Below are 13,757 nucleotides of genomic sequence, written 5' to 3'. Positions count from 1 at the left end.
GCATTACCGTCGAGAAAAATAGGCGGCTAGGTCGTCGCGGTGTTCGTAATACAGGTCTCGTATGTGCTTCGGCTTTACCGCCAGCGGCCTTGCTACCATGGCGAATGCTTGCTCCGCGGGTACGTTTTCGCGATGGATCAACCACCACGCGTCACGTGCAGCGAGCATGTCACGCTCTTTCCCGGGACGGCGATGGCCGATTTTGAGGCGAAGCGCCATGGATGGCTCGGCGCCCTTGGCGATTTTGCGGAAGGCCGTAACCCAATGATCGCGCTGGGCGATCCAATAATCGCGCTGGGATTCAGGAATGCCCGGCGGAGGCGGCAGACCGGCAACTGTGCCGATCCATTGGCCGAGCATCTCGCGAACCAGGGCCGGACTGGCTTCGCCGGATTCGAGTTTTTCAGACGTTGTTGGCAAAAGCGCATTCGGAGTGGGCGCCCAATACGGAAACTTCGACCAATACACGGCCAGCTTTTCCTCTGTATGCCTCTCGGCTCGCACATTCAGATAGGCCAATACACGCGTTTCGCGGGCTTGCCGGCGGGCCCGCTCGCGCTCGCGCCGGCGTTCCTGAAGTGCCCGCGCGCGCACAGGACGAGCGCGGCGTAGCGCGGCAATGCTCGGTGCACGCCTGCATTTGCGGCGTGCGGGCTTTATCGGGCGGATCATGCGGCGGCATTGCCGCCAATCGGGACTACCTGGGCACCCCGCTTCAATTCGTCCAGGTAATCGGCCCATTTCTGCATGAGGTCGCGCCGCGCGTCGAGCCACTGCGTGCGGTTGTAGGCCCTACCGAGGGTGTCGCGCACCTCGTGCGCAAGCTGCATCTCGACCACCTCGGCAGGCGCGCCCAGCGCCTCTACTGCGAGCGTGCGCGCCGTCGCACGCCACCCGTGCGGCAGCGCCGTGTCTGAATCGAAGCCCATCCGTTTGAACGCCGACGACAATGCCATATCGCTCATGCACCGGTCTGCCCCGCGCAGGCTCGGGAAAACGAAGCGTCCGCGCCCGGTCAGCAAATGCAGGTCGCGCAGGATCGCGACGGCCTGCCGGCTGAGTGGCACCAGGTGATCGGGGCCATTCTCTTTGCCTGCCTTCCGGCGCTTCATGCGCGAAGCCGGCAGTGTCCACATGGCGCCGTCGAGGTCGAATTCGGTCCATTCGGCCTGCCGCAATTCGCCCGGTCGCTGGAATACGAGCGGGGCGAGCCGCAGCGCGGCGGTCACGGTCGCCGTGCCGCTGTATCCGTCGAGGGCGCGTAGAAGCGCACCGAGCGCGACAGGTTCCGTGACGGCGGCATGGTGTTTCACCTGGGGGGGTGCCAGTGCGTCGCGCAGGTCGGCGGCCACGTCGCGCTCGGCGCGTCCGGTCGAGACGGCATAGCGCATTACCTGTCCGATCAGCACGCGCACGCGGTGCGCCGTTTCGATATGTCCCGTTTTCTCAATCCGATAGAGCAGAGGTAGCAAGTCTGCCGGCTTCAGGTCGGCGATTGGGCTACCGCCGACGTATGGGAACGCATGTTGTTCAAGACGGCGTAGGTTGCGCTTCGCGTGCGACTCGGACAGGGCAGGGGAGAATTTCAGGTGCCACTCACGCGCCACGGCTTCGAATGTGTTGGCGCCATTCACGCGTTGAGCCTGCTTTTCGGCCTTCCGGGCTACGCTGGGATCGACGCCTTGCGAAAGTAGCTGGCGGGCCGCGTCGCGGCGTTCGCGCGCCTGTTTCAGCGCCGTCTCCGGGTAGACGCCCAAGGCCAGACGCTTTTCCTTGCCGCCGTAGCGGTATTTCAGGCGCCAGTATTTCCCGCCAGCCGGCGTGATCTCAAGATACATGCCTGCGGCGTCCGCGAGCCGGTAGGGCTTCTCGCGGGGCGCGGCGTTTCGGATGGCCAGATCAGTGAGGGACATTTTGCGGCTTTGGGGGCATCAGGTAGCGGAAGGACTCGCATGCCCCCGAAGATGCCCCCAAAAACACGGGGTGTCAATGGGTCACTTGGTGCAAAGTTAGGCAAGAAAAAACCCGCGAAGCCTTTGCTGTCGCGGGTTTTCGGGGAGGTACGGGGTGTTGCTGGGAAATGTCTTGGTGGAGCCGGCGGGAATCGAACCCGCGTCCAGAAGCAGTCCATAACCAGTTCTACATGCGTAGTTCTGTCATTTGATTTAACCGCAGCGACGCGGACGAACACGCTGCGCTACGGCGATTCACTAGATTTTCGACCTTGGCGTCGTGACGCCGACAAGGCTTAACTGACGTAAATGACCTCTGGCGGTATTGCTACCGGTCTTGCGACGCTAGCCCGTCAGTAAGCTAGGCAGAGGACGGCGGCCCTTAGGCTGCCAGTGCGAACGTATCGTCGTTTGCAGTTACGTTTTTCCCATTGATTAACGAGGTGACGGGTCCTCGGCATGCCCTGATTACTTCATAACCCCTGTCGAAACCAGGTCGGCCCCAGAGGAGAGAACAATTATCACATAGTTCGCCATATGAGGCGAACCGCGCCCGGTTCAAGGGGGCGCGGGGCCGTCTGCGCGTAAAACCCGCTTCGGCTTCTACGTCCGTCTTCACGTTGCCTCAGGCCGGTTTTCCGATGTGCTGGAGCAGAGCGAACAGCGTCGCCGTGGTGTCGGCGACATATTGCGCATCCCACTGCGAGGGCGGCACGTCGTTGCCGCAGTAGCCGTAGGCGGCGGCGATGGTCGCCATACCCGCCGCGGCGCCTGCCTGCACGTCGCGCAGATCGTCGCCGACATACACCACACGCTGCGGCGCGATGCCGAGCGCCTCGGCTGCGTGCAGCAGCGGCGCCGGATGCGGCTTGGAATAGGGCGTGGTATCGCCGCTCACCACGCAGCTTGCGCGCGTGTCCAGATGCATCAGCTTCACGAGCGGCTCGGTGAGACGTGCGACCTTGTTCGTCACGATGCCCCAGCGCACGCCGCGCGTGTCGAGGTCGTCGAGCACGGCGTCGATCCCGGCGAAGAGCGCTGTCTCGACGCGCAAATTCGCCTCGTAATTGGCGAGGAATTCCTCGCGCATGGCCGCGAACTCGCGATCGTCGGGGCCAATCCCGAACGCGCCGCCGATCAGGCCGCGCGCGCCGGCCGAAGCGAGCGGACGCAGCTTCTCGAGCGGCGCGGGCACGAGGCCGCGCGCGTGGCGCATCTGGTTGACGGCAGCGGCAAGGTCAGGGGCCGTATCGGCGAGCGTGCCGTCGAAATCGAACAGCACGGCGTCGCAGGTGGCGAGCGCTGCGGCGCTGACCGCGGCAGATTGGGCGTTCGTGGGTGAGTTCATGTCTGGAAGCGATGGCGCGGCGCGCCCGTGTGCAGGAAATGCCGCCGGAGCAGGGTGGTCCGGCGGCGCCGATCGCGCAAGCGCCGTCAGGCGTCGCGCCGGCAGGCGATCATGTAATTGACGCTGGAGTCGTTCGAAAGCGCGAAGTGCCGCGTGATCGGGTTATACGTGATGCCCTTGATTTCGGCGACACGCATGCCGGCGTCGCGCACGAATGCGGCAAGCTCCGAGGGGCGGATGAAACGCGCGTAGTCGTGCGTGCCCTTGGGCAGCATCTGCGCGATGTATTCCGCACCGATCACGGCGAGAAGATACGACTTCACGTTGCGATTGAGCGTCGAAAAGAACACCCAGCCGCCAGGCTTCACGAGCGTTGCGCAGGCCTTCACGACCTCGGCGGGCTCCGGCACGTGTTCGAGCATTTCCATGCAGGTCACGACGTCGAACGACGCAGGTTCGCGTGCGGCGATCGCTTCGGCGGCGATCAGCTCGTAGTCCACCGTCACGCCGCTTTCGAGGCTATGCAGGTCGGCTACGCCGAGCGCCTCGCGCGAAAGGTCGATGCCTTTCACGGTCGCGCCCAGCCCCGCCATCGATTCGGAGAGGATGCCGCCGCCGCAGCCGATGTCGAGCACGCGCTTGGACGGCAGGTGCGCATGACTGTCTATCCAGCCAAGGCGAATGGGGTTGAGTTCGTGCAGCGGCTTGAATTCGGCGTTTGGGTCCCACCAGCGATGAGCGAGATCGCTGAATTTCTGCAGCTCGTGGGGATCGGCATTCGTCATGTCGTGGCAGCCTGAAGCGCGGTGCGGGTCAGAAAGAATAAACCCCGAGTATATCTGCGGGTGCACAGGGCGGCCAAATGCCACGCTGTGCCGTAAATCTTTCCAAAACGATAAAGCCGCGCAGAGTCAGGCGAAATGAAAGAAGGGAAAAAGGAGGAAAGCGCTCGGGATAAAAAAAGCCCCGCCGAAGCGGGGCTTTTGAGACTTGCGGTCGAAAGCTCGCGATTACTGCTTTTGCGTGCCGACGACTTCGACTTCCACGCGACGGTCCGGTGCGAGGCAGGCGATGAGAGCCTTGTGGTTCTTCTGGTTGCAGCCCGTCGTAACCGGGTTGCGCTTGCCCTTGCCTTCCGTGTAGATACGCTCTGCCGGAACGCCCTTGCTGACCAGGTACGACTTGACGGCTTGCGCACGGCGCAGCGACAGACGGTCGTTGTAGGCAACCGAGCCGATACGGTCGGTGTAGCCCGTCGCGACGACGACTTCGAGGTTCAGAGCCTGGATCTTGCTTGCCAGGTCGTCCAGCTTTTCCTTGCCTGCCGGCTTCAGGATCGCCTTGTCGAAGTCGAACAGGGCGTCAGCTTGGTACGTGATCTTCTGGCTGGTGATGGCCGGAGCGACCGGAGCGACCGGCGGCGTCGGTGCCTGGGCGACCAGGGCGCCATCGCACTTGGCGTTGGCGGTGGCCGGCGTCCAGAATGCATCGCGCCAGCAAAGCTCGTTCGTGCCGTTCATCCACACGTATTCGCCGGTACCATTCACCCAGTTGTCATTGACGGCTTGTCGCGACGCCGGCACCGATTGTGCCTGAGCGGATGCAGCCACAACTGCGGTAGCTGCAATGAACGCGAGCTTTGAAAGTTTATTCATATTTCTCCTCTCGAAATTGAGATTACCGCAGGTTTACTGCGAGCCATATGACGAAGACAAGTCATACATTGCTCGAAGTATAACATTGGCAAGTTGTGGGGAACGCTTTGCGTTGTGTAGACTTCGAGCAGTGTCTAACTTTGTGCGTTGGCATTTTGCCATATCGTTCCCCTCCGACGATAAAAAAAATCCGCCCCTTTCACTGCGGCTTGTCGAACGTGGTACGCCCGCAACAAAAAAGTTCCCGTTATTTTACCTGGTAGTGCGCCTGGGTAGGCGGGCTGTCACACATTGTTATCCAAATCGCTGGCGGTGCATCTGATTCCGGTTCGCACTGCGGCGTTTGCGCCACGCTCAAGGCGCTTTTGAGCGCTTCGGCGCCACTCCTCTAATAGGTATACGCAGGCGGCGGGCGAGGGTGTCGTGCATGGTAGAATCGCGTGATGCGCTGCGTCCGCGGCGTCCATGCGACAGCTGGGCGTCTCGCGGTGGCCGCGGCGACCTCCGTCCTTCCAGTTGGGGCGAGGCGCTAGCACACCGCGTGCCCAAATAAGACATCGATAATGGATCAATTCGCCAAAGAGACTCTGCCAATCTCCCTCGAGGAGGAAATGCGCCGCTCGTATCTCGATTACGCGATGAGCGTGATCGTCGGGCGGGCACTTCCGGATGTTCGTGACGGCCTCAAGCCCGTCCACCGGCGCGTGCTCTACGCGATGCACGAGCTGAATAATGACTGGAATCGCGCTTACAAGAAGTCGGCGCGTATCGTCGGCGACGTCATCGGTAAGTACCACCCGCACGGCGATACGGCCGTCTACGACACCATCGTGCGTATGGCGCAGGACTTCTCCCTGCGCTACATGCTGGTCGACGGCCAGGGCAACTTCGGCTCCATCGACGGCGACAACGCCGCCGCCATGCGGTACACCGAAATCCGCATGGCGAAGATCGGTCACGAGCTGCTGGCCGACATCGACAAGGAAACGGTCGACTTCGGGCCGAACTACGACGGCAGCGAAAGCGAGCCGCAGATCCTGCCCGCGCGCATTCCGAACCTGCTGATCAACGGGTCGTCGGGTATTGCGGTCGGCATGGCCACGAATATTCCGCCGCACAATCTCAACGAAGTTGTCGACGCTTGCCAGCACCTGCTGAAGAGCCCGCACGCGACGATCGACGAGCTGATCGAGATCATCCCCGCTCCTGATTTTCCGACCGCCGGCATTATTTATGGCGTCGCTGGCGTGCGCGACGGCTATCGCACGGGCCGCGGCCGCGTGGTGATGCGCGCGGCCACGCACTTCGAGGAAATCGATCGCGGTCAGCGCATGGCGATCATCGTCGACGAGCTGCCGTATCAGGTGAACAAGCGTTCGCTGCTCGAGCGCATTGCCGAGCTCGTCAACGAGAAGAAGCTCGAAGGCATTTCCGATATTCGCGACGAATCGGACAAGAGCGGCATGCGTGTCGTGATCGAGCTCAAGCGCGGTGAAGTGCCCGAGGTCATCCTCAACAATCTTTACAAGGCGACGCAGCTGCAGGACACGTTCGGCATGAACATGGTCGCGCTGGTGGACAACCAGCCGAAGCTGCTGAACCTGAAGGAAATGCTCGAGCATTTCCTCTCGCATCGCCGCGAAGTGCTCACGCGCCGCACGGTGTACGAACTGCGCAAGGCGCGCGAACGCGGCCACGTGCTCGAAGGTCTCGCCGTTGCGCTCGCGAACATCGACGACTTCATCGAACTGATCAAGGCCGCGCCCACGCCGCCTATCGCGAAGCAGGAGTTGATGAACCGCTCGTGGGATTCGTCGCTCGTGCGCGAGATGCTCACGCGCGCGGAGCAGGACAACGCGGGCGCGGGCGGGCGCGGCGCCTACCGTCCGGAAGGGCTGAACCCGCAATATGGTATGCAGGCCGACGGCCTCTATCGTCTGTCCGACACGCAGGCGCAGGAAATCCTGCAAATGCGCCTCCAGCGCCTGACTGGCCTGGAGCAGGACAAGATCATCGGCGAGTACCGCGAAGTCATGGCGCAGATCGCCGACCTGCTCGACATCCTTGCGCGTCCCGAGCGCGTAACTACCATGATCTCCGACGAACTCACCTCGATCAAGAGCGAATTCGGCGATGCCCGCCGCTCGAAGATCGAGATGAACGCCACGGAGCTCAACACCGAAGACCTGATCACGCCGCAGGACATGGTCGTGACCATGTCGCACGCCGGTTATGTGAAATCGCAGCCGTTGTCGGAATATCGGGCCCAGAAGCGCGGAGGTCGCGGCAAGCAGGCGACCTCGATGAAGGACGACGACTGGATCGACACGCTCTTTATCGCCAACACGCACGACCACATTCTGTGTTTCTCGAATCGTGGCCGCGTGTACTGGGTGAAGGTGTATGAAGTGCCGCAAGGCTCGCGCAACTCGCGCGGCCGTCCGATCGTCAACATGTTCCCGCTGCAGGATGGCGAGAAGATCACGGTCGTGCTGCCGGTCAAGGAGTTCTCGGCCGACAAGTTCGTTTTCATGGCCACCGCGTTGGGTACGGTCAAGAAGACGCCGCTCGAAGCCTTCAGCCGCCCGTTGCGCAAGGGTATTATTGCGGTCGGTCTCGACGACGGCGACTACCTGATCGGCGCCGCGATCACCGACGGCGAGCACGACGTGATGCTGTTCTCCGACGCCGGCAAGGCTGTGCGCTTCGACGAGAACGACGTGCGCCCGATGGGCCGCGAAGCGCGCGGTGTGCGCGGCATGCAGCTCGAAGACAATCAGCAGGTCATCGCGCTGCTCGTCGCAGGCGACGAGCAGCAGTCGGTGCTCACCGCGACCGAGAACGGTTACGGCAAGCGCACGCCGATCACGGAGTACACGCGCCATGGCCGCGGCACGAAGGGCATGATCGCGATCCAGACTTCGGAGCGTAACGGCAAGGTGGTTGCGGCCACACTCGTCGACCCGGAAGCGCAGATCATGTTGATCACCACCACGGGCGTTTTGATTCGCACGCGCGTGTCGGAAATTCGCGAAATGGGCCGTGCAACGCAAGGTGTTACACTCATCAGCCTTGACGAAGGGACGAAGCTCTCCGGGCTGCAGCAGGTCGCCGAAGCAGACGCAGAGGCGGACGCCGAAGATGAAGGCGAACCGGGCGAAGGCGAAGAGTGATGCTTCATCCAGGCCCGCAGAAGTGCGTTCAATCGATGCGCTTACGCGGGCTTTAAGGTGGGTTTCAGCGAACCTTGTTAGTGTCAGCTAATGAATGGTGTGCCGGGCGGACCGGCCGGCGGGCGCACGACGCAAATGAACGCAAATGCGGCGCCCCGCAGTCCGCGCGGCAGTGCAAATCGATTAATTTCTCAAAGGGAGTAATGATGCAAAAACGATTCAAGCAGGTGATGTTGCTGGCCGCTCTCGTGCCGACGTTTGCCATGGCTCAGGCGCTCCAGAACCAGGCGCCCGCCCCCCAGGCACCGGCAGCGGCTGCAGCACCCGTCGATCCGGCCAAGCAAGCCGCGATCAAGGACCTGCTCGACGCGATCGACGCACAGAAGCTCGTCGGCGCAATCGGCAACAGCGCCCAGATGCAAGCCAAGCAGCTCGTCCCGGCAATCCTGTCGGACGCGCTCTCGGAAAACAAGACGATGACGGACAAGCAAAAGCAAGCTGCCGTCCCGTCGCTGCAGAAGAACGCCGTGCCGAAGCTGGTTGACTCGGCAGGCCAGGTCTTCGCGACCGACTCGTTCAAGCAGGACGCCATGCAAGCTCAGTACGACGCGTACGCGAAGTACTACAGCACGCAGGAAATCAAGGACCTGACCACGTTCTACCGCAGCCCGACCGGCCGCAAGTTCATTCAGGTTCAAGACCAGGTTGGCCGCGACGTCGTGAACAGCCTGATGCAGAAGTACATGCCGCAGTCGATCAAGGCAACGCGCGACCAGGCCGACAAGGAAGTCGCTTCGGTCAAGGCTGCCAAGTAAGCCTTCCGGCATTACGCGCCCTCCGGTTCGTCGCCATGAAGTACGGTAGCGGGGCCGGATTGGCCGCGTAGGCCAGGAAACCCACCGCCGCGCCACGCGTGGCGGGTTCCCGGCGACAATGCGATAATGGTCGTTTGCGCGATAAGCGCAAGCGGCCATTTTCTTTTTCTGGCGTGTTTTCCGGTGGTTTTTGCCACAACGCCTGCCTCGGGGATCCTTTTTACGATGCGCGTCTACAACTTCTCAGCCGGACCGGCAGCGTTGCCAGAAGAAGTCCTGCGTCAGGCCGCCGACGAAATGCTCGACTGGCACGGCAGCGGCATGGGCGTGATGGAAATGAGCCATCGCGGCCCGGAATTCATGCAGATTCATGCCGAGGCGCTGCTCGATCTGCGCGAGCTGATGCAGGTGCCCGCCAGTCACCAGATTCTATTTCTGCAGGGCGGCGGCATCGGCGAGAACGCGATCGTGCCGCTCAACCTGTTCGGCTCGAAGCCGCGCGCCGACTTTGTCGTGACTGGCTCGTGGTCGCAGAAGTCGCAGAAGGAAGCGCTCAAGTACGGCGAGGCGCACATTGCAGCGACGGGTCGTACCGAGGCCGGCTTCACGCATTCGCCGCCGAAGAGCGAGTGGAAGCTTTCCGACGACCCCGCTTACGTGCACCTGTGCACGAACGAGACGATCGACGGCGTCGAGACCTTCGAGATTCCCGACCTCGGCGACATTCCGCTCGTGGCCGACGCCTCGTCGCACATCCTGTCGCGCCCGATGGACATCGCCAAGTACGGCGTGCTCTACGGCGGCGCGCAGAAGAACATCGGCATGGCGGGCGTGACGGTCGTGATCGTGCGCGAGGACCTGCTCGATCGCTCGATGCCGATTTGCCCGTCGGCGTTCGAATGGAAAACCGTGGCCGCGAACAACTCGATGTTCAACACGCCGCCGACCTACGCGATCTATATCGCAGGGCTCGTTTTCAAGTGGCTCAAGCGTCAGGGCGGTCTCGAAGTCATCGAGGCGCGCAATGTGGAAAAAGCGAAGCTGCTTTACGACACGATCGACGCAAGCAGCTTCTACATTAACAAGGTGGAGCGCCGCGCGCGCTCGCGGATGAACGTGCCGTTCTTCCTCGCCGACGAAACACGTAACGCAGATTTCCTCGCCGGCGCCAAAGCGCGCGGGCTGTTGCAGCTGAAGGGCCACAAGTCCGTCGGCGGCATGCGGGCATCGATTTACAACGCGGTGCCGCTCGAGGCAGTGAAGGCGCTGGTCGAGTACATGAAGGAATTCGAGGCGAAGCACGCGTAAGCGCGCCTCGCTCACCGAGCGAAGCGACGCCGCGCGCATCCTTTCAGATTGCCGGTTTTACGCATGGACGACGAACTCAACTCCCAACTCAAGCCGCTGCGCGAACGCATCGACGCGATCGACGCGCAGCTCATCGCGCTCCTGAACCAGCGCGCCTCGGTCGCGCTCGAAGTGGGCGAGGTCAAGAAGCATTTCAACGCGCCGGTGTTTCGCCCGGAGCGCGAGCTTCAGGTGATCGAGCGCCTGCAGAACATGAGCGACGGTCCGCTCGGCAACGATCACATCAGCGCGATCTGGCGCGAGATCATGGCCGCGAGCCGTTCGCTCGAAAAGACGATTTCGGCGGCGTTCCTCGGCCCGGTCGGCACCTATAGCGAACAGGCGATGTACCAGTACTTCGGTCAGTCGATCGAAGGCCTGCCGTGCCCGTCGATCGACGAGGTGTTCCGCTCGGTCGAGGCGGGCGCCGCCGAGTTCGGTGTCGTACCCGTCGAGAATTCGACCGAGGGCGCCGTGTCGCGCACGCTCGACCTGTTCCTCGAAACGCAGCTCGTCATTGGCGGCGAAATCGCGTTGCCGATTCAGCACAATCTGATGACGCTGAGCGGCAACCTGAACGGCGTGAAGCGCGTGTGCGCGCACCCGCAGGCGCTCGCGCAGTGCCAGCACTGGCTGACCGCGAACGCGCCGCAGCTCGAGCGTCAGCCGGTGTCGAGCAATGCGGAAGCCGCGCGTCTCGCCGCCGCCGACCCGACGGTTGCGGCGATTGCCGGCGACCGCGCCGCCACGCACTACGGTTTGCTGATCGCCAACGCGCTGATCCAGGACGACCCGCACAACCGCACGCGCTTCGTGATGATCGGCAAGCAGCCGGCGGGCGCGACGGGCCGCGACCAGACCTCGATGATCGTTTCGGTGAAGAACGAGCCGGGCGCGGTGTACAAGCTGCTCGAACCGCTCGCGCGCCACAGTGTGTCGATGACGCGTTTCGAGTCGCGGCCGGCACGCCTTGGCAGCACGTGGGAGTACTACTTCTACATCGACTTCGAAGGCCATCGCGACGAACCCGCCGTGGCCGCCGCGCTCGACGAACTCAGCAAGAAAGCCGCGTTTCTGAAGATTCTCGGCTCGTATCCGCGCGCGCGCTAAAGCGCGGAAGGCGCGGGCGGCCCTCCGCCGAACGCCGCCCAATCGCCGCCCGCCGCATGAGGATGCCGGGCGGCGCGCCTTTCCCGATCCGTCCGCTACCGGCCGTCCGCAACCGGCCGTCCGCAACCGGCCGTCCGCAACCAACCGTTGTACGCCCGGCGCCTTGAGCCCTGGAGAGACGCATGACCACGCAATTCGGCCCCTCGTATGTGCGCGCCATCGCGCCTTACATCGCCGGCAAACCGATTTCCGAAGTCGCTCGCGAGTTCGGGCTCGACGAGGCGCGCATCGTGAAGCTCGCGTCGAATGAGAATCCGCTCGGCGTGCCCGAGTCGGCGCAGCGTGCGATCGCGCAGGCGGCAAGCGAACTGGGTCGCTATCCCGATTCGAATGCGTTCGAGTTGAAGGCCGCGCTGGCCGCGCGCTACGACGTGCCGGCCGAATGGATCACGCTTGGCAACGGCAGCAACGACATTCTCGAAATGGCCGCGCATGCGTTCGTCGAGCGCGGTCAGTCGATTGTCTATTCGCAGTACTCGTTCGCGGTCTACGCACTTGCGACCCAGGGCCTCGGCGCGCGCCATCTCGTGACGCCGGCCGTGCGCTACGGGCACGATCTCGACGCGATGCTCGCGGCTATCGATGAAGACACGCGTCTCGTGTTCGTGGCGAACCCGAACAACCCGACGGGCACGTTCATCGAAGGCGCGAAGCTCGAGGCGTTCATCGCGAAGGTGCCGGCTCATGTCGCGGTCGTGCTCGACGAGGCGTACACGGAATACCTCGCGGCGGAGAAGCGCTACGACTCGATCGCGTGGGTGCGCCGCTATCCGAACCTGCTCGTTTCGCGCACGTTCTCGAAGGCCTACGGGCTCGCCGGCCTGCGCATCGGCTTTGCGATTGCGCAGCCGGAGTTGACCGATCTGCTCAACCGTCTGCGCCAGCCGTTCAACGTCAACACGCTCGCGCAGGCTGCCGCTATCGCCGCGCTTGGCGACACGGCGTTCCTCGAGCGCAGCGCGGCGCTGAACGCCGAAGGCTATCGCGCGCTAACCGCGGCGTTCGAGCGCCTCGGCCTCGAATACGTGCCTTCGGACGGTAATTTCGTGCTGGTGCGCGTGGCGAAGGATGCAGCGGACGACGGCGCGGGCGAGCGCGTGAACCTCGCTCTGCTCAAGCAGGCTGTGATCGTGCGGCCGGTGGGCAACTATGGTTTGCCGCAGTGGCTGCGTGTGACGATCGGTTTGCCCGAGGAGAACGCGGCGTTCGTCGCGGCCCTCGAGCGAGCGCTCGGCGCGCATTGAGCGCGCAACTTTAACTTTATTCGGTGGCGTCGTGACTGCGTTTTCGTTTAACAAACTCGTGATTTTCGGTGTGGGCCTGATCGGCGGGTCGCTCGCGCGTGCGTTGCGCGAGCGCGGTTCGTCTGCACGAGAGGGCGCGCAGGTGATCGGCGTGGGCCGCAGCGCGCACTCGGTGTCGCGCGCGCTCGAACTCGGCGTGATCGACGCCGCCGCGACGCTCGACGACGAAGCGGCGCTTGCCGCCGCGCTCGATGGTGCCGATATCGTCTTGATCGCCGCACCCGTTGCGCAAACCCTGGCGCTGCTCGAGCGCATCGCGCCGCACCTCGGCAGCGAGACCATCGTCACCGACGCCGGCAGCACCAAAAGTGATGTGATCGCCGCGGCCCGTGCGGCGCTCGGTGCGCGCATCGCGCAGTTCGTGCCGGGACACCCGATCGCCGGGCGCGAGTCGAGCGGCGTCGACGCTGCGTTGCCCGATCTCTACGTGGGCCGCAACGTCGTGCTGTGCCCGCTCGAGGAAAACGCGCCGGCATCGGTCGAGCGCATTGCCGCGATGTGGCGCGCCACGGGTGCCGTGATCGGCGAGATGCCGGCCGCGCAACACGACCGCGTATTCGCTTCGGTGAGCCATCTGCCGCACGTGCTGTCGTTTGCACTCGTCGACCAGATTCTGGCTTCGCCCGACGCGCAACTGAAGTTCTCGTTCGCGGCGGGCGGCTTTCGCGACTTCACGCGCATCGCCGCGTCGAGCCCCGAAATGTGGCGCGACGTGTGCCTTGCGAACCGCACGGCGCTGCTCGCCGAACTCGACGGCTACACTGAGGTGCTGGCAAGGCTGCGCGCGGCGATCGACGCCGGCGACGGCGCGGCGCTCGAAACCGTGTTCGCGCGTTCGCGCGCGGCGCGCGAGGCATGGCAGGAGCGCGGCGGCAAGGGCGCCGCGGCGGCCATCGACGCAGCACCAGGCAAATAAGCAAGCAGGACTTAAGCCCGGCGGCGCGAGCGCCGCAAAAACCAGGCTGCAACCCCAGGCATTCTCAGGACACGCTC

The 13,757-nt window shown here is 63.6% G+C and carries 11 protein-coding genes and 1 other RNA gene; 6 read left to right on the top strand and 6 right to left on the bottom strand.

The window, feature by feature from the left end; translation table 11 throughout:
- Positions 1 to 3: 3 nt before the first annotated feature.
- The 6 genes from U5A58_RS30270 to ompA form a co-directional block, all read right to left on the bottom strand.
- Positions 4 to 672, bottom strand: coding sequence for a hypothetical protein (locus U5A58_RS30270; RefSeq protein ID WP_321964192.1), 669 nt, complete (start codon positions 670 to 672; stop codon positions 4 to 6).
- Positions 669 to 1,913 (bottom strand): tyrosine-type recombinase/integrase, encoded by a 1,245-nt coding sequence (locus U5A58_RS30265; protein ID WP_321964191.1) that lies wholly within the window; start codon positions 1,911 to 1,913, stop codon positions 669 to 671. The genes U5A58_RS30270 and U5A58_RS30265 overlap by 4 nt, the downstream gene beginning before the upstream one ends.
- Positions 1,914 to 2,086: 173 nt before the next feature.
- Positions 2,087 to 2,456, bottom strand: a transfer-messenger RNA (tmRNA) gene (gene ssrA / locus U5A58_RS30260).
- 121 nt (positions 2,457 to 2,577) lie between these two features.
- Positions 2,578 to 3,300 (bottom strand): HAD-IA family hydrolase, encoded by a 723-nt coding sequence (locus U5A58_RS30255; protein WP_321964190.1) that lies wholly within the window; start codon positions 3,298 to 3,300, stop codon positions 2,578 to 2,580.
- Between the two features lie 86 nt (positions 3,301 to 3,386).
- Positions 3,387 to 4,085 (bottom strand): bifunctional 2-polyprenyl-6-hydroxyphenol methylase/3-demethylubiquinol 3-O-methyltransferase UbiG, encoded by a 699-nt coding sequence (gene ubiG, locus U5A58_RS30250; protein ID WP_321935161.1) that lies wholly within the window; start codon positions 4,083 to 4,085, stop codon positions 3,387 to 3,389.
- A gap of 225 nt (positions 4,086 to 4,310) precedes the next feature.
- A complete protein-coding gene (gene ompA, locus U5A58_RS30245; RefSeq protein WP_321913848.1) occupies positions 4,311 to 4,955 on the bottom strand; it encodes an outer membrane protein OmpA in 645 nt (214 codons plus the stop codon).
- Between the two features lie 563 nt (positions 4,956 to 5,518).
- Between ompA and gyrA the strand changes: the two genes are divergently transcribed.
- The 6 genes from gyrA to U5A58_RS30215 all read left to right on the top strand — a co-directional run bounded on the left by gyrA (position 5,519) and on the right by U5A58_RS30215 (position 13,680).
- A complete protein-coding gene (gene gyrA, locus U5A58_RS30240) occupies positions 5,519 to 8,128 on the top strand; it encodes a DNA gyrase subunit A (RefSeq protein ID WP_321964189.1) in 2,610 nt (869 codons plus the stop codon).
- A gap of 206 nt (positions 8,129 to 8,334) precedes the next feature.
- The gene (locus U5A58_RS30235) at positions 8,335 to 8,943 is read left to right on the top strand and encodes a DUF2059 domain-containing protein (RefSeq protein WP_158758339.1); all 609 of its coding nucleotides are present in this window, start codon (positions 8,335 to 8,337) and stop codon (positions 8,941 to 8,943) included.
- Between the two features lie 225 nt (positions 8,944 to 9,168).
- The gene (gene serC, locus U5A58_RS30230) at positions 9,169 to 10,251 is read left to right on the top strand and encodes a 3-phosphoserine/phosphohydroxythreonine transaminase (protein ID WP_321913846.1); all 1,083 of its coding nucleotides are present in this window, start codon (positions 9,169 to 9,171) and stop codon (positions 10,249 to 10,251) included.
- Between the two features lie 63 nt (positions 10,252 to 10,314).
- Complete coding sequence (gene pheA, locus U5A58_RS30225) at positions 10,315 to 11,400, top strand: prephenate dehydratase (RefSeq protein WP_321913845.1); 1,086 nt, start codon at positions 10,315 to 10,317, stop codon at positions 11,398 to 11,400.
- A gap of 182 nt (positions 11,401 to 11,582) precedes the next feature.
- Positions 11,583 to 12,704, top strand: a complete 1,122-nt coding sequence (gene hisC / locus U5A58_RS30220) for a histidinol-phosphate transaminase (RefSeq protein WP_321964188.1) — start codon at positions 11,583 to 11,585, stop codon at positions 12,702 to 12,704.
- Positions 12,700 to 13,680: a prephenate dehydrogenase gene (locus U5A58_RS30215; protein ID WP_321964279.1), complete on the top strand. Its 981-nt coding sequence runs from the start codon at positions 12,700 to 12,702 to the stop codon at positions 13,678 to 13,680. Before hisC ends, U5A58_RS30215 begins: the two co-directional genes overlap by 5 nt.
- Positions 13,681 to 13,757: the final 77 nt, after the last annotated feature.

The sequence above is a fragment of the Paraburkholderia sp. J7 genome (genome assembly GCF_905220155.1).
Taxonomy (GTDB): domain Bacteria; phylum Pseudomonadota; class Gammaproteobacteria; order Burkholderiales; family Burkholderiaceae; genus Paraburkholderia.
The sequence above is the reverse complement of the archived record's forward strand: the minus strand, read 5'-3'. Positions and strand labels throughout refer to the sequence as shown.

Bases quoted from the DNA above. Each gene is read 5' to 3' on its own strand.
- U5A58_RS30270 (WP_321964192.1), bottom strand. From the start codon at position 672: ATGATCCGCCCGATAAAGCCCGCACGCCGCAAATGCAGGCGTGCACCG.
- U5A58_RS30265 (WP_321964191.1), bottom strand. From the start codon at position 1,913: ATGTCCCTCACTGATCTGGCCATCCGAAACGCCGCGCCCCGCGAGAAG.
- U5A58_RS30255 (WP_321964190.1), bottom strand. From the start codon at position 3,300: ATGAACTCACCCACGAACGCCCAATCTGCCGCGGTCAGCGCCGCAGCG.
- ubiG (WP_321935161.1), bottom strand. From the start codon at position 4,085: ATGACGAATGCCGATCCCCACGAGCTGCAGAAATTCAGCGATCTCGCT.
- ompA (WP_321913848.1), bottom strand. From the start codon at position 4,955: ATGAATAAACTTTCAAAGCTCGCGTTCATTGCAGCTACCGCAGTTGTG.
- gyrA (WP_321964189.1), top strand. From the start codon at position 5,519: ATGGATCAATTCGCCAAAGAGACTCTGCCAATCTCCCTCGAGGAGGAA.
- U5A58_RS30235 (WP_158758339.1), top strand. From the start codon at position 8,335: ATGCAAAAACGATTCAAGCAGGTGATGTTGCTGGCCGCTCTCGTGCCG.
- serC (WP_321913846.1), top strand. From the start codon at position 9,169: ATGCGCGTCTACAACTTCTCAGCCGGACCGGCAGCGTTGCCAGAAGAA.
- pheA (WP_321913845.1), top strand. From the start codon at position 10,315: ATGGACGACGAACTCAACTCCCAACTCAAGCCGCTGCGCGAACGCATC.
- hisC (WP_321964188.1), top strand. From the start codon at position 11,583: ATGACCACGCAATTCGGCCCCTCGTATGTGCGCGCCATCGCGCCTTAC.